At 37.1% G+C, this 18432-nt stretch carries 18 protein-coding genes; 12 read left to right on the top strand and 6 right to left on the bottom strand.

Features of this window, described 5'->3' with window-relative positions; genetic code table 11:
- Positions 1-42: 42 nt before the first annotated feature.
- On the bottom strand, positions 43-1848 hold the full coding sequence (gene pepF / locus AC2JF9_RS04275) for an oligoendopeptidase F (protein ID WP_500725558.1): 1806 nt from the start codon (positions 1846-1848) through the stop codon (positions 43-45).
- Positions 1849-1994: 146 nt separating this feature from the next.
- Here pepF and AC2JF9_RS04270 point away from each other — a divergent pair, with 146 nt between their 5' ends.
- The 5 genes from AC2JF9_RS04270 to AC2JF9_RS04250 all read left to right on the top strand — a co-directional run bounded on the left by AC2JF9_RS04270 (position 1995) and on the right by AC2JF9_RS04250 (position 6635).
- On the top strand, positions 1995-3188 hold the full coding sequence (locus AC2JF9_RS04270; RefSeq protein ID WP_500725557.1) for an LCP family protein: 1194 nt from the start codon (positions 1995-1997) through the stop codon (positions 3186-3188).
- Between the two features lie 28 nt (positions 3189-3216).
- The gene (locus AC2JF9_RS04265; protein WP_500725556.1) at positions 3217-3576 is read left to right on the top strand and encodes a hypothetical protein; all 360 of its coding nucleotides are present in this window, start codon (positions 3217-3219) and stop codon (positions 3574-3576) included.
- A gap of 246 nt (positions 3577-3822) precedes the next feature.
- Positions 3823-5370: an ABC-F family ATP-binding cassette domain-containing protein gene (locus tag AC2JF9_RS04260; protein WP_500725555.1), complete on the top strand. Its 1548-nt coding sequence runs from the start codon at positions 3823-3825 to the stop codon at positions 5368-5370.
- Between the two features lie 7 nt (positions 5371-5377).
- Positions 5378-6154: a threonine/serine exporter family protein gene (locus AC2JF9_RS04255; RefSeq protein WP_500725554.1), complete on the top strand. Its 777-nt coding sequence runs from the start codon at positions 5378-5380 to the stop codon at positions 6152-6154.
- A 4-nt stretch (positions 6155-6158) separates the two neighbouring features.
- Complete coding sequence (locus AC2JF9_RS04250; RefSeq protein ID WP_500725553.1) at positions 6159-6635, top strand: threonine/serine exporter family protein; 477 nt, start codon at positions 6159-6161, stop codon at positions 6633-6635.
- A 175-nt stretch (positions 6636-6810) separates the two neighbouring features.
- Here the strand turns inward: AC2JF9_RS04250 and AC2JF9_RS04245 are convergent, their stop codons facing one another.
- Entirely contained in the window at positions 6811-7521 is a 711-nt protein-coding gene (locus AC2JF9_RS04245; protein WP_500725552.1) for a C39 family peptidase, read from the bottom strand.
- A gap of 163 nt (positions 7522-7684) precedes the next feature.
- On the bottom strand, positions 7685-9262 hold the full coding sequence (locus AC2JF9_RS04240; protein WP_500725551.1) for a multicopper oxidase family protein: 1578 nt from the start codon (positions 9260-9262) through the stop codon (positions 7685-7687).
- A 363-nt stretch (positions 9263-9625) separates the two neighbouring features.
- On the opposite strand from AC2JF9_RS04240, the gene AC2JF9_RS04235 reads away from it, so the two are divergent.
- Together AC2JF9_RS04235 and AC2JF9_RS04230 are read left to right on the top strand one after the other, a co-directional pair.
- The gene (locus AC2JF9_RS04235) at positions 9626-10153 is read left to right on the top strand and encodes a hypothetical protein (protein WP_500725550.1); all 528 of its coding nucleotides are present in this window, start codon (positions 9626-9628) and stop codon (positions 10151-10153) included.
- A gap of 96 nt (positions 10154-10249) precedes the next feature.
- A complete protein-coding gene (locus tag AC2JF9_RS04230) occupies positions 10250-10870 on the top strand; it encodes an LVIS_2131 family protein (RefSeq protein WP_500725549.1) in 621 nt (206 codons plus the stop codon).
- Positions 10871-11043: 173 nt separating this feature from the next.
- Here the strand turns inward: AC2JF9_RS04230 and AC2JF9_RS04225 are convergent, their stop codons facing one another.
- Both AC2JF9_RS04225 and AC2JF9_RS04220 read right to left on the bottom strand, forming a co-directional pair.
- On the bottom strand, positions 11044-12552 hold the full coding sequence (locus AC2JF9_RS04225; protein ID WP_500725548.1) for an O-antigen ligase family protein: 1509 nt from the start codon (positions 12550-12552) through the stop codon (positions 11044-11046).
- A gap of 123 nt (positions 12553-12675) precedes the next feature.
- Positions 12676-12987: a DUF2187 domain-containing protein gene (locus tag AC2JF9_RS04220; RefSeq protein ID WP_500725547.1), complete on the bottom strand. Its 312-nt coding sequence runs from the start codon at positions 12985-12987 to the stop codon at positions 12676-12678.
- A gap of 95 nt (positions 12988-13082) precedes the next feature.
- Here AC2JF9_RS04220 and AC2JF9_RS04215 point away from each other — a divergent pair, with 95 nt between their 5' ends.
- From AC2JF9_RS04215 to AC2JF9_RS04200, 4 genes are all read left to right on the top strand, one after another.
- Positions 13083-13628: a guanylate kinase gene (locus AC2JF9_RS04215; RefSeq protein WP_500725546.1), complete on the top strand. Its 546-nt coding sequence runs from the start codon at positions 13083-13085 to the stop codon at positions 13626-13628.
- A gap of 183 nt (positions 13629-13811) precedes the next feature.
- Positions 13812-14303 carry a C40 family peptidase gene (locus AC2JF9_RS04210; protein ID WP_500725545.1) on the top strand — a complete coding sequence of 164 codons (492 nt, stop codon included), beginning with the start codon at positions 13812-13814 and terminating at the stop codon, positions 14301-14303.
- Positions 14304-14504: 201 nt separating this feature from the next.
- On the top strand, positions 14505-15257 hold the full coding sequence (locus AC2JF9_RS04205; protein ID WP_500725544.1) for a C40 family peptidase: 753 nt from the start codon (positions 14505-14507) through the stop codon (positions 15255-15257).
- Between the two features lie 272 nt (positions 15258-15529).
- Positions 15530-16441, top strand: a complete 912-nt coding sequence (locus AC2JF9_RS04200; RefSeq protein ID WP_500725543.1) for a C40 family peptidase — start codon at positions 15530-15532, stop codon at positions 16439-16441.
- Between the two features lie 87 nt (positions 16442-16528).
- Here AC2JF9_RS04200 and hflX read toward each other — a convergent pair whose 3' ends face one another.
- Positions 16529-17794 carry a GTPase HflX gene (hflX, locus tag AC2JF9_RS04195; RefSeq protein ID WP_500725542.1) on the bottom strand — a complete coding sequence of 422 codons (1266 nt, stop codon included), beginning with the start codon at positions 17792-17794 and terminating at the stop codon, positions 16529-16531.
- Positions 17795-18034: 240 nt separating this feature from the next.
- On the opposite strand from hflX, the gene AC2JF9_RS04190 reads away from it, so the two are divergent.
- A complete protein-coding gene (locus AC2JF9_RS04190) occupies positions 18035-18355 on the top strand; it encodes a sunset domain-containing protein (protein WP_500725541.1) in 321 nt (106 codons plus the stop codon).
- The last annotated feature ends 77 nt before the right edge of the window (positions 18356-18432 follow it).

Raw genomic sequence — 18432 nt, 5'->3', positions numbered from 1 at the left:
AAGAAGGGATTTTTAAATAGTTTAATTTTTAAGATATTGGTATTACTTAAAGTTGTTTGCCACAATTGTTTTGAACTCAGCTAATCGCTTTTCAAAAGTTGCAAATGCTTCTTCTAAATAATCAGGTTTGGTCATATCAACACCGGCTTTTTTCATAATTTCAATTGGATAGTCACTTGAGCCAGATTTTAAGAAATTGAGATAGGCTTCTTTTTGCTCAGGGTTACCAGTAACGATATTATTTGCTAGCGCTGTTGCTGCGGCAAAGCCAGTCGCATATTGGTAAACATAGAAGTTGTAATAAAAGTGTGGAATACGAGCCCACTCTTTTGCAATATCGCTACCAGGTGTGACGCTATCACCGTAATAGCGTTGATTCAAGTTCCCGTAAAAGTCGTTAAGACTGTCAGCCGTAAGTGGTTCTCCTTGAGCATCCATTTCATGAATGTATTGTTCAAATTCAGCAAATTGCGTTTGTCTAAATAAGGTTCCTTTAAAAGAATCAAGATAATAATTAAGAACAAACGCGCGAACCTTAGGATCAGTGATGTGGTCTAAAAAGTACTCAGTTAAGATGTTTTCATTAGTAGTTGAAGCAATCTCAGCAATAAAAATAGGATAATCGCCATATACAAAAGGTTGATTTTGCCTAGTATACATGCTGTGAACAGAGTGTCCAGTTTCATGAACTAGTGTATAGAGCGAATCAACGTCGCCTTCCCAATTAAGCAACTCATAAGCATCAGTATCATAACAGCCTCCTGAATATGCCCCAGAGGCTTTGTTTTGTGACTCAACGACATCGATAACCCGGTTGTTAAAAATATAGTCAACCTGTTTTAAATAGTCTTCTCCAAGTGGTTTTAAAGCCGTTCTGGCCTGTTTTTTAGCTTGATCAAAAGTGTATGACAAAGCAGGTTTTCCCGTCAAGGGAACATACATATCCCACATCTGTAAGTCACTTACGTCAAGAATTTGCTTACGTAAGTCAACATAGTCATGAAGCAAGTTCAAGTGATTGTCGACCTCTTTTATTAGAGTATCATAGACTACTGTTGGAACATTGTTATCATGCAAAGCTGCGCTGCGCGCAGAATGATAGTTGTGTACCCGAGCATGATAATTGTGCTGCTTGACTGAACCAGAAAGCGTGGACGCAAGCGAGTTTTCAAACTGTCCATAAGTTGCATACATGACGTCAAAGGCGTTTTGCCGAACTTCGCGATTTTGCGATTGAATAAGAATTGAATATAGTCCATCTGACAGTTGCACCATTTCACCGGTTTCATTTTCCACATAACCGAATTCCATATCGGAATTGGTTAGAACATTGAAGGTGTTTTCTGAAATTCCCAGCGCATCTCCGGCATCAGCGATTAATTTTTCTGCTTGAGCAGATAATGTATGTGGCTTTTTACGCGTGATTTGATCGAGCAGGTGTGCATAATCGTTTAGCCTTGGTTCATTTTGCTTAAACTGAGCCATTTTTTCTGCGGAAATACTCAAAATAGCAGGGTCAAGAAAGGCAGTAACGGCTTCAAATTGACTTGCCAATGCTTGAGCTTGGGCAACATAACCCAGATAATGTGCATTCCCAGTATCAACGTCACTTGACATTGTGGCATAAACATAAACTTTTTCTAAGCGCCGATTTACTGCTAAAATCTTTGTTAAACCATCATATAACTTGCTTCCTGAGGTAGTAAAATCTTTTTGGATTTTATCTAACGCCGGTATTTCTTGTTTAACGCTAGTATATTCATTTTCCCAGTCACTATCAGTTTTGAATATACGAGTAAGATCCCACTTAAGCTTTTCAGGGACGTCTTTTCTTTGCGGTATTGGCATTAGTTGCTCTCCTTATGCGATTAATTTTAATTGTGCTAAAAACAAAAAAATAAGATATTATTAATTATATTTGTTAACATTCTAATTCAACTTTGAAAGTGATACAAATAAACTTGGATAATTATGGAAGGACTTGAATAAAAGGTATGGATCCAAAATCAAAACGCAGAGAAGATTATCGCAAAGAGCATTCTTCTCATCAAGCAACTTCTTCCCTAAGCCTTAACCGCAATCATGCTATTGCCGCTCCAGCAAGTGAATTAAAAGGTAGTCCGCTGGCTAGATTTTGTGGCATTGTGGTGGTTTTGCTTGTATGCGGAGGTATTGCTTGGGCAGCGCATATGTATTTTGCCTTACACAGTGCAATTGACGGACAAAGTGGTAACTCTGCTACGTCCGTGCGCATTGCCAAAAGACAACCAATTTCAGTTTTGATTCTTGGAGTTGACCAGGGATTGGAAGGTCGCCACGACAAAGGCAATTCCGATACTATAATTTTAGCAACTGCTAATCCAGCTAAAAATAAGGCAACTATGACTTCAATTCCACGTGATACCTTAGCCAATATTTTGGGTGATCCGGGTGATAAATACAACATGTTCCGCGTTAACTCTGCATATGGTGTGGGTGGAAGTGCGGCCTCAATGCGTACAGTATCAGCCCTTGTAGGCGTTCCAATCAATTATTACGTAGAAGTTAATATGAAGGCTCTTAAGAGTTTAGTTAATGCTGTGGGTGGAGTTGACGTTAACGTTCCCTTTAGCTTTTCCTACGATTGGTGTGATTTTCATAAAGGAAAGCAGCACTTAAACGGCCGCCATGCCGTGGCTTATGTACGGATGCGTCATGATGACCCGCGCGGCGATTATGGTCGCCAAATGCGTCAACGGCAAGTAATTACAGCAGTCGTCCATAAGGCGATTTCACTTGATTCAATTGCGAACTACCGTAAGCTCGTTAAGATTTTTAGTAAATATGTGCGAACTAACTTAACATTTAACGACATGCTAGCTTTAGCACTAACTTACCGGGGATGTTCGCAAAATATCAGCAGTGGCTACATTCAAGGTCATGATGCGTGGATTAATGGCTCATCAATTCAAGTTGCCTCTACTGCCGAATTACAAAAAGCTTCGGACAAGATGCGTAATAACTTAGGGTTACCTAAAAAAGTTTTAGATAACGATGAAACTAAGCTAAATAAGCTAAACGAGCAAAACAACGGCATTAAATGGAGTGATCCTAATGCGTTTACAAATTATCAAATTTATCGCTCAGTTGTTACTGAGGATATTGGTGGTACAGCTGGAACCGAAAGTGACAACAGTTCGGGGCAATAATTAACGTTTTAGAAAAGGGAGGATAATAATGCAAAAAAAATCACTCTTTCCAGCAGTTTATGGTGTATTATCAGCGCTTATTGCTTTTATTGCAGTATTTTTTATTTGTTTGCGCACATTTAACTGGGCATTACCTGTATCGGTTTTGAGCGCTAGTATATTTGCTTTGCTTTTCTTTGCTCTTTCCTGGTTTAGAGGGCATGCTTCTGTTGAAATAAAACGAATTGCGCGCGAATTCAAGCTTTCAGATCAAGATTTAGCTAAAATCACTGGTATGAAGGCAAGTGATTTTCCAATTTATCATGATAAATTGCAGTTAATTTTACCTAAACGATATTGGCCAAAAGTTTTAGAGGCTTTACAGAAGTATGAACAAGAAAGAAAATAAAAAAAGCGGGTAATAGCCCGCTTTTTATTTTCTTGTATTGCTTAATTTGAATGCTCCAAAACCACCATTTCGTCAGTGACAAAAGTAATGAATATAATTATAATTTTTCTAGTTTAACTTTTGTGGCCGTCAAGATATATACTTATTGCTAAAACGTAAATAAAGTACCAATTAATAAATACAAGCCAAAAGCACACCTTTATTATATACTAGAGCAAGTCAATATTAGCCAAAAGGGGATGTAAAATGAGTTTACTGACAGTTAAAAATTTGGGGCAGAGCTTTATAGATAAGACTTTGTATGAAAATGGTGATTTTGTTCTCAACAAGGAAGATCATATGGGTGTTACTGGCCAAAATGGAGTAGGCAAGTCTACCTTAATCAAAATTTTAACTGGCGAAATGCTTCCTGATGAAGGCGAGGTAAAGTGGCAAAATCGTGTATCTGTTGGCTACCTTGACCAATATGCCAAATTAGCATCTGGTGTGACTATTCGGAGTTTTTTACGTACTGCTTTTGCTTCACTTTACCAAAAAGAAAAAGAATTAACTGATTTGTATAGTCAGTATGCGGAAAGCGGAGATGCCCAGCTACTTGAAAAAGCCGGTAAATTACAAACATATTTAGAAGAAAACAACTTTTATGGCATTGATACTGAGATTGAACGAGTTGCTTCGGGTCTCGGCTTAGCTGAATTAGGTTACGAGCACGACGTTGCGCAACTATCTGGTGGGCAGCGTTCGAAAATTATTTTAGCCAAGCTATTATTGCAACGCCCAGATGTACTACTTTTAGATGAGCCAACCAACTATTTGGATGTATCACATATCGATTGGCTAGTGGAATATTTGAATGAATTCACCGGTGCTTTTATCGTGGTTAGTCATGATTATGATTTTCTAGGTCGTATTGCTAATTGCATTATTGATATTGATATCGGTACAATTACACGCTATACCGGAACGTTAAAGCAGGCTATGCGCCAAAAAGCGGCAAATCGCGAAACTTATTTGAAGGCGTATACCAATCAGCAACGTAAAATTTCTAAAACTGAAGCTTATATTCGTAAGAATAAGGCTGGTACTCGTTCCAAAAGTGCAAAATCGCGTGAGCGTCAACTTGCCAAAATGGAAGTTTTAAGTCCACCAAAAGGTAATCGAAGGGCTCATTTTGAATTTCCCTATGTCGCTACAGCTGCTAATTTACTTTTGCAGACGCAAGATTTAGTGATTGGCTATGACCAAGCGTTAGTTAAAGAAGCATTTAACTTTTCGGTAGGAGGAAACGAAAAAGTTGCTATTACTGGATTTAATGGTATCGGCAAAACGACGTTATTAAAAACGTTACTTGGTCAGATTGAGCCAATTTTTGGCGACTTTAAGTTATCTGAAACTGCCAAATTAGCGTATTTTAAACAAGATTTAACGTGGCCCAATAACAACATGACGCCGCTACAGTATTTACAAGAAATATTTGAGCGCAAAAAACCAAAAGAACTACGTGGTGCTTTAGCTCGTCTTGGTGTTACTGCGCAGCAGGCAATGAGCCCATTGAAAAAATTATCGGGTGGGGAGCAAGAAAAGGTAAAGCTAGCTAAAATGCAGTTTGAACCGACTAACTTGCTGTTTTTGGATGAACCAACCAATCACTTAGATCGCGATTCTAAGGATGCGTTGCGTGATGCAATTGTTAAATTTCCGGGTGCAGTAATTATTGTTAGCCACGAGCGCGACTTTTTCCAAGGCGACTGGGTTGATAAAACAATTGACATTGAAACTATGAACAAGCTTTGAGGGAATCATGTTTAACGAAAAAGATAAATTTTTTTACCAAGAATTATTAGATACTTGCTTAACCGCTGGTCAGTTGATGATTGAAGGCGGCAGCGAAATGTACCGCGTTGAGGATACAATGGTTCGTATTGCCAAGAGTGCAGGTGAACCTGATCCACGTGTCTTCGTGATACCAACGGGTATCTTTATGAGTCTAGATTATGGCAACTATTGTCAGAGCATTTTAGTCCATGAGCGAAATATCAATCTTGAACTTGTTGACCGAATTAATTCTTTGTCTCGGGCGTTTGCTGATCACGAAATCAGCTTACAGCAAGTAAAAAAACAAGTTTTTGATATTGCTCGTGGCGATTTTCCTACTTTTCCGTTGTGGCTACAAACTATTGGTGCCGCAGTTTTGAGTGCGACATTGATGGTGATGTTTATGGATAACTATGATTGGATTGATTTTCCAGCGGCCGCAATTGTAGGTGCGATTGGTTTTCTTTCTTTTTATTATTTTAAACGATTTACCAACGTAAAGTACCTAGCGGAGTTAGTGGCTGCGATGATTATGACGTTAGTGACCGTTGGTTTAGTACATATTTTTCCGCAGATGATAACTGATAGTATTTTGACCGGAGCGTTGATGCCGCTAGTTCCTGGATTAGCTTTAACTAATGCTCTGCGTGACTTGTTTAAGGGAGATCTTCTTTCTGGAATGGTTAAAATTTGTGAGGCCTTACTAACCGCTTTTGCACTTGGTGGTGGTGTCGGGATAATTTTGAAGTTTTTAGGAGCATAGAAAAATGCCATTTTGGATAGAATTACTAATAAACATTGTATTTGCTTATCTTGCATCTACCGGATTTGCTTTAACTATCAACGTGCCACATCGTGTGCTTAACTTGGCTGGAATAAGTGGTGTAATTAGTTGGATAATATATTGGCTAGCAATGGAAGCCTCGATGGGTCGACTTTTGTCTAATTTATTGGGCTCATTTGCAATTGGGATTTTAGGCATTGTTTTTGCCAGAATAAAAAAATGTCCAGCTACAGTTTTCTATATTCCCGCAATTGTTCCACTAGTTCCTGGAGTGCCAGCTTATCAAGCGGTGCGTGAACTGACTTCTGGTAATATTAATGCTGCTAGTGACTCGATGCTGCGCGTGATTATTGTAACGGGATCAATCGCACTGGGGATGCTGCTTTCTAATATGTGCGTTGAGATTTTCTTCAAAATAAAAAAGTTTTACAAACAAAATAAAAATTCGTATAATGAATAGTACGAGTCGACAAAAGCGCGAGATGCGTATTTGTATGAGGACGCCTGCCTTAACTGGCAAATACGGGAAGTATTGGCGGTTGACCAACCTGATGTGAACAGAAGTAGTCACTTATTTTTAGCTAAATGAGCCTCGATTTGAAAAAGAGCAGATTCTTAATTGAATTTGCTCTTTTTTATTTGAGATATAAAGCTTGTTTACCTTGTTGATTGTAACTACTTTCTAATTTTTTCCAGGAAACCACTTTATTTTTGTATCCAAATGGGTCATTAATAAGCACGGTGCGTGCTTGTTTGTCAAAGCCAGTAATTACACACGCGTGTGAGGAAGGAGTCACATTGACTTCTCCTTGAGCAGTTTGCCAAGTTTGCATATCATTTACATGATCAAATTTGATGGTAGTGATAATTACCACAGGATGTCCTTGTGATACTAGCTTTATTACTTGAATAAAGTCATGTCCGGTATAATTTTGGATGCGATTAGTATACTTGCGCGCAATTTGTTCGAGCGGTTCATTATAGACACACCAACCAGCATTAGCTTGACTCATATAACCGACAAAACCAACATGTGGATTGCCACGATATTTGCCGCCATCAGTATAAGAAGAAACGTGCTTAATATTTTGCGATAGATCTAATTTGTTAACTTTAATACCGTAGTATTGCAAAAGCATGGATAAAGAAGTTACTTCGCAGCCATTAGGCAAGTCAGGATATTGATTTTCTAAGGGGACATCCAGTTTTTGCGCTGATTTTAGTGTCACCCAGTCGTATTGATCTTTAATTTTATTAGCGTTGAAAAAAACTAGTGCGAGTCCAATAATGACTAAGACCAGTACAATGCGCACAACGATTTTGGTTGCAGATTTTTTCTCTTTCATAATAGAGTCATTTAAACATATATGGATAGATTAACGCAAAGGATTTCTTAAATAAAACGTTGAATTTAAACGATTTTTAGTTACTTGTTATAAAGCTGTTCAAACAAAAACCGCTCAGAAATCATGAGCGGTTTTTTTAACTAATAAAATTCATTTCAAATTATTAATGATGACTAGCACCTGAAAGAGCATCTAGTGAATGATCTTCACCCTTAACGTCCATACCTTCAACGTCCATACCTGGGCAGTATACTTCGTCCATTGGAATACCTTTTTCTTCAGCAAAAGCCTTAGTTAAAGTTTCCATGTCCATTAAGTGATACTTCTTGTCTGGATCTTTTGGATCAACAATTTGAATTTGAGCCATCATACCTGCATCTTCATGCTCGATGATGTGGCAGTGATACATGAAGACACCAGTGTTCTGGAAGTAAACTTTCAAGCGAACGGTTTCTTGAGGGGCAACTTCAACCGTATCCTTGTAAACGCCTTGTTCGTTTGGATATGGATCTTCACCGTTACGAGAAACAACTAAGAAGTGGGCACCGTGAATGTGGAATGGGTGCAACATACCATTGACTTTATCATTGGTATTAGTTACATCCCAGTACTCTGCATCCATTAGCTCTTGCTTTAAGTCAATTCTCTGCATGGAGAACAGCTTACCATTAATCTTGTTGTGGTCATCCATGGTAACATGAGGAACTGGTGCATTAGGGTTAACAACTGGGTCATATGGTTTAAAGAGCGTGTCAGGAATCACACTATCGTCTTTTTCATACTTGTGAATTCGAAATTCAACTAATTTGAAATCATCAGTGTAAAGGTTGACAACGTCGCCTTCTTTATAATCACTGAAATCTACAACTACTTGTTGACGTTCACCCGGTCCAATTAAAACTTTAGTCATCTTAACTGGATGCTCCAAGAATGAATCGTCACCACCGATTTGAGTCATTACCAAGTCATCGCTAAAGTGTAGACGCCATTCGCGGCGGTTAGAGCCACCTAAGAAAATCAAACGAACTTTTTGAGTAGTTACATCAACGTAAGGACGAACAACACCGTTGATAACTGGTGTGTCGCCAAAGATGCCCATTGCATTGTAATCTGCCTTGTAATCGAATTGATTATCTTCGTGGAAAATACGATCTTGCAGAATAATTGGGAATTCATCTTTACCATATGTTTTTGGAATTGGTAACTTAGCTTCGTTAGCATCAGTGACAACAACGCCCATGGCAAGTCCCATCCAAACTTGCATTGCAGTTGATGGACATGGATGAGCATGTAACCAAGTAAGAGCAGCTGGTTGGTTAACTACAAAGTCAATGTGCTTTTCTTCACCGGGGTACACAGGTGAGTGACAAGCGCCATCGTTACCAGGGCCGGAAACTTCCATACCGTGCCAGTGGTATGTAGTTAATTCAGGCAAACTGTTTTTCAAGGTTACATGAACGTGTTGTCCCTTGGTCAAGACCATGGTTTTCCCAAGAACAGGGAAGTTATAGCCCCAAGTATGAGTCTTTTTACCTGGTAAAAACTGGAAGTCACCTTCTTGAGACTCAATGGTGTACCAGACATCGTTATATTCTTGTTTATCTGGCTCTAAAACTGGTGGTACGATTAATGGCTGTGCCTCGACGCCTTCGGGAATATGAAGCTCTTTATAGCCCATACCATGATTTTTATCAAAATCATCTGGATTATAGAAATAATCTGTGTAAACTTTTTCTGACATATTTGTCTACCTCTCAATTAAAAAAATTTAGTGAAAAATCCTTAATTACATATTAAATTCTATTCTTTGTGAAAACGCTTGTAAAGTGGGGAAAATAATGTTTCCGTATTGATTAAACAAAGTGCGCCATTTTCGGCTTAATTAAGTTGCAGGGTGTTATTTAAAACCGGTGAGCAAAGTAAGTAAAATTAGAGTTTTTTAATTAAAAATATCGTTTTAATGGATTTTCTTTTTGACTTTTTTGGTAAAATTGTTTTTTAAAAAGAATTTTTAAAAGAAATAAAATTAATTGTTTTTATCGCAAAATTTGAGTATCGTATAGAAGATTGAATACAAACTGATAAATTAAAAGGGATTTTTATTTTGAAGATTAACTTAACTGATTTAACTGAAAAGATTGAACAGCAGGATTACCTGCAAGACTTAGAAACTGTCAAATATGCTGATATTGCTAAGTCTAAAGCCAAAATTAAAGCTTTGGCAGCAAAAATGGTTAAAGAAACTGGTGCGGCGATTAAGCACAATTCGTTGAGTCATGTAGCACTTGAAGTAACCGGACAAAGACCAGTAACATTTGCATTAGAAAATAATATTATTAATTTGCCATACAGTAACTATAAAAAAATAGCCAATTTTTTTGAAGAAGGTCAGGAATATCAAGTATCCGTGTACTTTGAAACCCAGTCTGAATATATAAATGCTTCAAACTTTCGCATTGATCAGTTGGCAACTGAAGAAGAAATTAGCAAAAATGAAAATGAAGTCATTGACAAGCTAACTGAGGCTATTTTTGATAAAATTGCGCAAGTGCGTGAATACCAAAAACCAGAAACGCCAGCCAAAAAATCTACCGCAAAGAAAACAACAAAGAGCAAAACAGCGAAGAAATAAAAAACGGGTGTCATAATACTGAGAATTAATCATTCTTTTTAACTATCCAAAAGTGGCTTTTTACCATATAATGAAGTCAATTACAGGAGGTCTTTCATGTTTAGTTGGAATCTAATCGGCGTCCTATTATGGGCTATTGTCGTTTTATTTCTTATTTTTGTCGTCCAGAATATTCGCCGCCGTCGTATCACAATGATTATTAAAAAACACCAACAATTTAGTTGGCCTAATTTTCTCATTGACTTACTTGAAGTGACGCTTTTTTTGATTGCTGCGGTCTGGCTTTTTAACAAAACAATGCTTGATAATCCAGATTTAGATAATACTCAACAAATTACATCAAAAATTACCTATCAACCACTAATAATGAATACCGGAGAAGGCAACTCCAGCTATGTGACCGTCAACTCCAAAAAGAAAAAGATTAGTACCCAAACTTATACATATTATTGTGCTGGAAAGAAAGCACGAGTTTCAAGTGATTTTGCCACTGTTGCTTATGGCAAGAATCCCTTAGATCTTAATGCTTCAAGAATTCCGTATGATGAAAAAGCCCTAAAGAAAATGGATCGAAAATATCAGCGAGCTTATGTGGCCACTTATACTGCAACTTATAAAAAATCCTGGCAAAATGGTATTGGGATGCATGCAGGTCATAACGCGACGCGCTATTATTTGATTCGAATTCCGGATGCTTCTTTTATCAAACAAAAATAAAATATCAATCCTACTTAGAATTGGCGGCTACAGCAGTATCGACATGAAAGTAGGATTTTTGTTAATAAAAAAGCTTCCAAATAATGCACTTGTGCATTCATTTGGAAACTTAAAAGAGAATAAAAATAGAAAGGAAAACTACTGATCCAATGCAACTATTCTGATCCGTCTTATTAAGAGTCGTTCTTGTTTACTTGTACAAGCAAGTTTCCTTCTATAAAAGCAAGAATGAAGCTGGCCGTTAAAAAATCCATTACATTGCCGGAAGAAAAAGCTGCCAATAAAATAAATGCGCTGGCAACAAGAAGTGAACTGACGAGATAGGTTCGCGCCGATTTAAATCTGCACCATCTATACAAAGCATAGGCTAATGTGGCTACATAAGGACCAAGAAACAGCAGCATACCAATCCATCCTAGAGAGTATACTTGCGCTGCAAAATCACGTTCCAAGTTGAAAATGTTGTTTTCGCGGGTGTAAGAAATCCCAAAAAACTTGTCCAACTGATTATTGTTAGTTTTGACTACTTGAGTAAGCATCGCCTTTTCAACATGTCTGTTTTCCATTCGAACCTGTCCGGGTTCATTAATAATCCTTAGCCAAAATTCAGGATCATATTGATATGGATAGCTTTTGAAGACAAATTTAGGGTTCAACGCATATGCTTGATAATTTTTCTTAATAAAGTGTCTTAAAAACTCTTTGCGCTTTTCACCAGCCGGATATTTTTGGAGACCATCTGCTAAGTCTCTTTTTTCAGCAGTTAAATCTCGGTCTGATTGTTTAGCTAAATATATTTCGTAGTTATAGCGCTGAATGGCGGGTCCAAAAGGCAAAATTGCCAATGATCCAAGTTCAATCAAGACAGCCACTAAAACAGCCCATCCGCCGTTTTTAACGTCTTTAATCAAAAAGCGGTGCAATAAAAAGAGCAGCAAACTAACTATGATTCCGCCCAATAAACCAATTGCGGCAACTTTAGTACCAATTTCTATCATTGCTAAAGCTTGAACTACATTCAAAATTACGGTAGTCCAGCTAAAATTTGCAAATAAATAGTAAAGCATAAGTGGTAGCAACATGAACAAAACTGCTGAAATCATGTTGGTAAAATTGAAAAATCCTTTGGATGCCATGTGAGAATAGCCAATATTAGGATTAAAGAACCACTCAAAAATGTTGGCACTGATTACTCCTGTTTCATATGATTTAAGTGAGACAACAAACAAATTTGACAAAACTATTGTGCCTGAAAAGAGCCCTGAAATACCTTCAATTACGTAGCGCAGTTTTTTTTCTGTAAAACTTAGCTCGTTTGTTAAATACAAGATAATTAACGGCAGTGTCATTCTTATTAGATAAAAAATCTCGCTAGCAGCAGAATAGCCATAACCGTTAGGACTAACACTAGTGAAATTACGGACATGTACTAAATGCAAGGCCGAATACACGACAAGTAAAACTAAATAAATAATTAGCCACTTTTGCTTAGCAAGATATTGCCAGGATTTTTTCTGACTGAAAAAGAGGCCGATTAATACGCCAACCACTAAGATACGAATAATTGTTGGCAGAGTAAAAGGTAAAACATTTGCCAGTGTGCCATGGTAGAACCAATATAAGTCTAAAAATGGTTGAATGAGGATAAACCAAAACAATATGGATTTTGCTTTTTCTTTCACGTTTGTTCTCCTGGTAGTTTACATATAATAAATAAGTGCTAGTTTAATTTTAGGCAAAAAGATCGCAAAAAAAAAGAGCAGTGTGCTTTAAACGCTGCTTTTTAATTAAAAAAATAAATTTTACTATTCTTTTTCAGTACCGTTTTCTTGATCTTCTTCGGTCTTAGCAATCTTTTCTACTTTAACGTCACTTTTTGCTTTAGCTTGAATTTCCTTAATCTTGGATTTTGGCGCAGCTTTTAAATTCTTAAAATTAACTACGATTTTTTGGTTAAGGTCACTGACTGCAGTTTCGTCAGCTTCATCAAAATCGATGATTGCTAACAGGGCAGAATTTTCGTAAATCTTTTCTACTTTGCCTATAAATGGCTTAGTAAGTTCTTCTTCAGACTTTGCGCTTAGAATAGCGTCTGTTTTAACATCTGCTTTTTTCATGATGAATTTTTACTTCCTCTCATACCCATGTTTAATTTATAATGAAAGATATTATTATAAATACTGACTGTTTTCAAGTAAAGGGAGCCTATATTTTGCGAAAATTAATTCTAATTGCTGGTCCTAGTGGTGCGGGAAAAACAACAATTTCAGCATTTTTAACCGAAAAATATGGTATTCCGCGTGTTTTAACACATACTACTAGACCCATACGCGAAGAAGAAATTCCAGATAAGTCTTATCATTTTGAAAGCGAAGCTAGTTTTCAAAAACTGCATTTTTTTGAGCAGGTAAAATACGGTTCATATCAATATGGTTCCAGTAAAGAAGCACTAGATGAAGCCTGGAAAGAGCATGAAGTAGTTTCTTTAATTGTCGACATCAAAGGTGCAGCTTCTTATATTAATGCGCTTCGAGATCAGGTCTACTTTTTATATGTTACTGCCAGTTCTAAAGAAGAATTAGAGACACGCTTAATCAAGCGCGGTGACACTTTAACCAAAATAAAAGAAAGACTAAGTGGAAGTGAATTAAATGTTTTGCCACCAGAATTAAAAAATGTAGCACATGTTTTAGTTAATGATGATTGGGATCAGACCCGTAAAAAGCTTACTAAAATAGTCTTTAGCTTGCATGACTAATTGCCTATATTACTAAACAAATCTGTATTTTAAAATAACTCTTACCGTTTTGTAGTTCGTTTGAAATAAACGTGTAACATTCAATAGGTAGTATATATATTGCCGAATACAAAACGGGAGCGATTATCGAAATTGCTCTTAGCAAACGCTAAAAAAATATTTGTTAAAGAAAAGAGATTTGTTTTGAGACACAGACATAGTTTAATTAAGTTAGCTGCATTTGTATCTTTGTTTTTTGCAGGAATTGCTACTACGGTTAAAGTTTCAGCTGAAACTGAAACTATCACGGAAGCCGATGCAAGTACTGTGACCCAGAAACGTAATGCTGTTGTCAAGCTTGCTAAAAAGCAAGTAGGCAAGAGCTACGTGTATGGTGCAAACGGACCATCTGCTTTTGATTGCTCTGGCTTAGTTCAATATGTCTATAAAAATGCTGGTGGAACTGTTTTACCTAGAACAACTGTTTCCCAAGTTGCTTTAGGTAAAAAAGTTTCAATGAGTAAATTGAAGAAGGGCGACTTGTTATTTTGGGGTTCAGCCTCTTCACCGTACCATGTGGGTATTTATGTTGGTGGTAACGAATATGTTCATGCAGCAACGCCTGATCAAGGTGTGCGCAAGCAACCACTTAGCACATATTTTTACCCATCGGCTGCTAAACGAGTTATTGAATAAAGACCTTGTTGAATAGCTTAATAATTAATAAAAATTGTAGTCCTTATCGGAGTTTTTATTTCGAAAGGGCTTTTTTACTTTCTAGTATCAATTTTGTAACTCTTTTGTAATATAGTACGAGTAAAATTGAAATCGTAATGTAGAAGTTAAAGCAAAAAATACAAATATTAGGTTGAATTTAAAAACAGGGGGAATTTGATTTTGAAAATTAAGGGTAATTTAGTTAAATTTACTACAGCTGCTGCTCTGACCATTACTGGTATTGGGGTAGCAAATGCTGTCAATTCAAATTCCACCACCAACCATGTTGAAGCTGCGACTACTAAGGTTAAAATTAATTATGTTCCAGGCTATGGTATCAACATTTGGAATAGCTACGATAATCCTAGTTTTACTGGTACAAGAATTCAACATGGTGAAACTGTTAATGTAATCAGCTCTGCAATTGATAGCAAAGGAAGGACCTGGTATCAAATCGGAGAAGGTCAGTGGATTCAGGCTCGTTATACAGTAAAAGCTGATAGTGCTGAAGCTGCAAAAATTTCAACTAAAGAAGCTGCGCCTGGAGTTGTCCAATCTGATATTTCTTCAAAACAAGCTGATAAAATTGTTAACTTAGCGAATGCACAAGTAGGTAAAGCTTACTCTTGGGGTGGCAATGGTCCTAGTGGCTTTGATTGCTCAGGCTTAGCTCAATATATTTACAATAAGGCTGCCGGTGTAGAGATTAGTCGTACAACTACTTCCCAAGTAAAGCAGGGTAAGACTGTTTCAATGAAGAACCTCAAACCGGGTGATTTGCTATTCTGGGGCTCTGCTTCTTCACCCTATCATGTAGGTATTTATGTTGGCGGTAACCAGTATATTCACGCTGCAACTCCGGCTCAAGGAGTTGTCAAAGATACAATTAGCTCATACTTCTACCCCTCAGTTGCTAAACGCGTTTTAAACTAAAAATCCAAAAAACGTTTTTCTCTTAATGAGAAAAACGTTTTTTTATTGTTTGATTTTATAATTGAATTTTTTTATTTTTTATACAGAAAACCCAAAAATCAGCTAGTCGGTATGTGGATATATAGTGCAAGTGATTACTAATAATAATGGTGTGAAGTCAGTTTTATCTCAATGATTGACCACTGGAACTTGATAAATTTATTTAACAAGTTAAAATAGAAGTGAGTACTAATTTATGACCACATTTAGCTACTAAAGGAGAATGAAATTCAATGAAGCGTAACTTCTTGAAAATGGGGCTTGCGACTGCTCTGACATTAACTGGCGTCGCGGTGGCTTCACCACAGAAAGCGGTGAATGCAGCCACTTTAAAGGCTCCCGTTAAGCGTGTACAAATTAACTATCTACCTGGTAAAGAGGTCAAGATTTGGTCTAATTACCAAGGTGGCCAACTTATTAATTTTCGCGCAAAAAATAATAGTAAATGGAATGTTGCTGAAACGGCTGTCGATAAAAAAGGCAAGCTGTGGTATAAAATCGGCGAAAATGAGTGGATTGAAGCACGCTACACTAAAGAGCTAGATGCTGAATCAAGCGCTAGTGTGATTAAAGAAACCGCTAATAAGAAAAAGGAAAAGCAAACACCTATTAAGCAGTTAGCTGTAACTAAGCCTACTAATAAAAAAGCCAAGGCAAGTAAGCAAAAGACTGCAGGTAAGCCAACCAATACGGTTAACAAAATTAATAAGAACAAAACTACCAGCCAGGCTCCCACTAAGCTGCCTGTGGCTACGGCCCCAGCGGCAACAAGTAGTACTGCGCAACGTGCCCAAGCAGTTGTTAAGCTAGCTAAAAGCCAAATTGGCAAAGCATATGTTTGGGGTGGCAATGGACCTGATAGCTATGATTGCTCTGGTCTAGTCCAATCAGTTTACAGTAAAGCAGCTGGTATTAACTTACCACGAGTAACAACTGATCAAGTTAAAGTTGGTACGACTGTTTCCATGGATCAGCTGCAACCTGGTGATTTACTTTATTGGGGATCGGTTGATGCCCCTTATCATATCGGCATTTATATTGGTAATAATCAGTATATTCATGCCTCAACCCCAGACGATGGAGTTGTATTACAAGCGCTTAGCTCTTACTTTTATCCGTGTATCGCTAAGCGGGTTATTCAGTAAACAAAAAAGCAGTAGTCGAATAGATTTCGACTACTGCTTTTTTTGTTTGAAGTGCAGAAATCTCTGGCAAAAAGTCAGAGTTATTTTTTACACTAAATATTGCTCAAACTGCGTTTGCTTTGCTGGGGCGAGTCGAGCCATAATATGGATGCCATCTTCGCAATATTCTTCACTAATAACTTGAGCATTTTCATGTAAGTCTGCGAGAGCTTTACCGTCAGAAAATGGTAAGACTAAATTGATTTTTTGGTAGTTTGCAAAAACGCGTTTAGTTATTAAGTCAGCTAGAGCTTTAATAGACTCGTGATCTGTTGCAGAATATAATATTCCGCTGCCTTCAATTTGCGGATAATTGCGTGCAGATTTATCTGCTTTATTATATGCATTAATCATGGGCGTGCTTTTAACGCCAATTTCAGTTAACACGTTTTGCGTAGTTCGAATCATTTGAATTTTGTTCGGATCAGAAGCATCGACTACGTTAATAAGTAAATCAGCATCTTTAACTTCTTGTAAAGTAGCTTTAAAAGATTCAATCAGGTTATGCGGGAGTTTGGAAATAAAACCAACCGTATCGGAGAGAATAAAGCTAAAATTGTTGCCTAGCTCAATACGTCGCGCATTCGTATCTAAAGTAGCAAATAGCATATCTTTAACAAAAACTTGTTTTTCGCTGCTTTCTTTTGTAAATTCTGCTAGCAAGCCGTTCATTGTGGTTGACTTGCCGGCATTGGTGTAGCCAACTAGAGCCACTTTTGGGATGTTATTTTGGTTACGCTTTTTTGCTTTAATTTCTTCTTGTCCAGAAATTTCTTTTAGTTCTTTTTTTATCAAAGAAATCTGCTTACCAATAGTTCGCCGGTTTAGCTCTAGTTTTGATTCACCGGCGCCACGGTTAGCAAAACCACCACCACGTTGTTGATCTAAATTATTTTCTGAGGGATGGAGTCGCGGTAGCTCATACTCTAAACGAGCCAGTTGAACTTGCAGCTTTGCCTGTTTAGTGCGAGCACGACTAGAAAAAATTTCTAAAATCAACTCAGTTCGGTCAACAACACGTAGCTTGGTTAGTTTTTCCAAGTTGCGAATTTGAACCGGAGTTAGTTCATCATTTATAATAAGCACTTTGGCTTTTAAGCCTCGCGCTAGGTCTTTTATTTCGTTGATTTTGCCAAGACCAAAATAAGAGCCAGCAACAACATGTTCCAAATTTTGGTAAGATTGGCCAACAACTTTCATGTTGGCGGCTTCAGTTAAGTTAGCCAGTTCAGCCATATAATAATCAAAATTAGGATCATTTAAATTAACGCCTGCAAGATAAGCTCTGTCCTGCTGTGGAATATTTTCAATCATTTAATCCTCTTTCTAGGTAATATTTAGGTAATAACTTATTTTTTAACGATTTGAATATTCCACATGTTCACTATCTTCTTTCTTTAATCGGATTAGTTTAATTGTAATACAAAAGAGAAACTTTACCAAAATTAACTCGTATTTTGTAAAGTGACTAGAAACTATGTAAATTTAAATAGTAGTTGTTGCATAGTTTAACTTTTAATATACTTAATTAAAAAGAAAAAGGAGTGAATATAAATGAAATTAAGAAAGAAAAAACTATCAGCAGCGTTTATTTCGTTATTATTAGCTTTGAGCCTGTTTGACTTTATACCGGTAAATCGTGAAGGTAACAACTTTGCTAGTGCTGAAAATACTGTTGAAGCAAAGAGCTATACCAGAAAACGTCTGCGAGGTAATCAAGTATATGCAGGACGGGGTAGAATAATTGGCAATCGTAGGTCAAAAATTTATCATGTGCCTGGTCAAGCCGGCTACTGGCTAAACTCCAGTAATGCAGTTTACTTTAAGACTGAACGTGAAGCAATTAATGCAGGATATCGTAAGTCATTAAGATAATTGTCTCCTGTATTTGTATAAAATCAAAAACGATCGCATTTCATTACAAACGCAATCGTTTCTTTGTGAGTTAATTA

The sequence above is a fragment of the Lactobacillus sp. C449L genome (genome assembly GCF_059900815.1).
This window is presented reverse-complemented; position numbering and strand designations above follow the sequence as displayed.

Excerpts from the sequence above, each read along its gene's own strand:
- AC2JF9_RS04240 (WP_500725551.1), bottom strand. The coding sequence starts at position 9,262 with ATGTCAGAAAAAGTTTACACAGATTATTTCTATAATCCAGATGATTTT.
- AC2JF9_RS04255 (WP_500725554.1), top strand. The coding sequence starts at position 5,378 with ATGTTTAACGAAAAAGATAAATTTTTTTACCAAGAATTATTAGATACT.
- AC2JF9_RS04245 (WP_500725552.1), bottom strand. The coding sequence starts at position 7,521 with ATGAAAGAGAAAAAATCTGCAACCAAAATCGTTGTGCGCATTGTACTG.
- AC2JF9_RS04250 (WP_500725553.1), top strand. The coding sequence starts at position 6,159 with ATGCCATTTTGGATAGAATTACTAATAAACATTGTATTTGCTTATCTT.
- AC2JF9_RS04220 (WP_500725547.1), bottom strand. The coding sequence starts at position 12,987 with ATGAAAAAAGCAGATGTTAAAACAGACGCTATTCTAAGCGCAAAGTCT.
- AC2JF9_RS04260 (WP_500725555.1), top strand. The coding sequence starts at position 3,823 with ATGAGTTTACTGACAGTTAAAAATTTGGGGCAGAGCTTTATAGATAAG.
- AC2JF9_RS04230 (WP_500725549.1), top strand. The coding sequence starts at position 10,250 with ATGTTTAGTTGGAATCTAATCGGCGTCCTATTATGGGCTATTGTCGTT.
- AC2JF9_RS04190 (WP_500725541.1), top strand. The coding sequence starts at position 18,035 with ATGAAATTAAGAAAGAAAAAACTATCAGCAGCGTTTATTTCGTTATTA.
- AC2JF9_RS04265 (WP_500725556.1), top strand. The coding sequence starts at position 3,217 with ATGCAAAAAAAATCACTCTTTCCAGCAGTTTATGGTGTATTATCAGCG.
- pepF (WP_500725558.1), bottom strand. The coding sequence starts at position 1,848 with ATGCCAATACCGCAAAGAAAAGACGTCCCTGAAAAGCTTAAGTGGGAT.
- AC2JF9_RS04200 (WP_500725543.1), top strand. The coding sequence starts at position 15,530 with ATGAAGCGTAACTTCTTGAAAATGGGGCTTGCGACTGCTCTGACATTA.
- hflX (WP_500725542.1), bottom strand. The coding sequence starts at position 17,794 with ATGATTGAAAATATTCCACAGCAGGACAGAGCTTATCTTGCAGGCGTT.
- AC2JF9_RS04270 (WP_500725557.1), top strand. The coding sequence starts at position 1,995 with ATGGATCCAAAATCAAAACGCAGAGAAGATTATCGCAAAGAGCATTCT.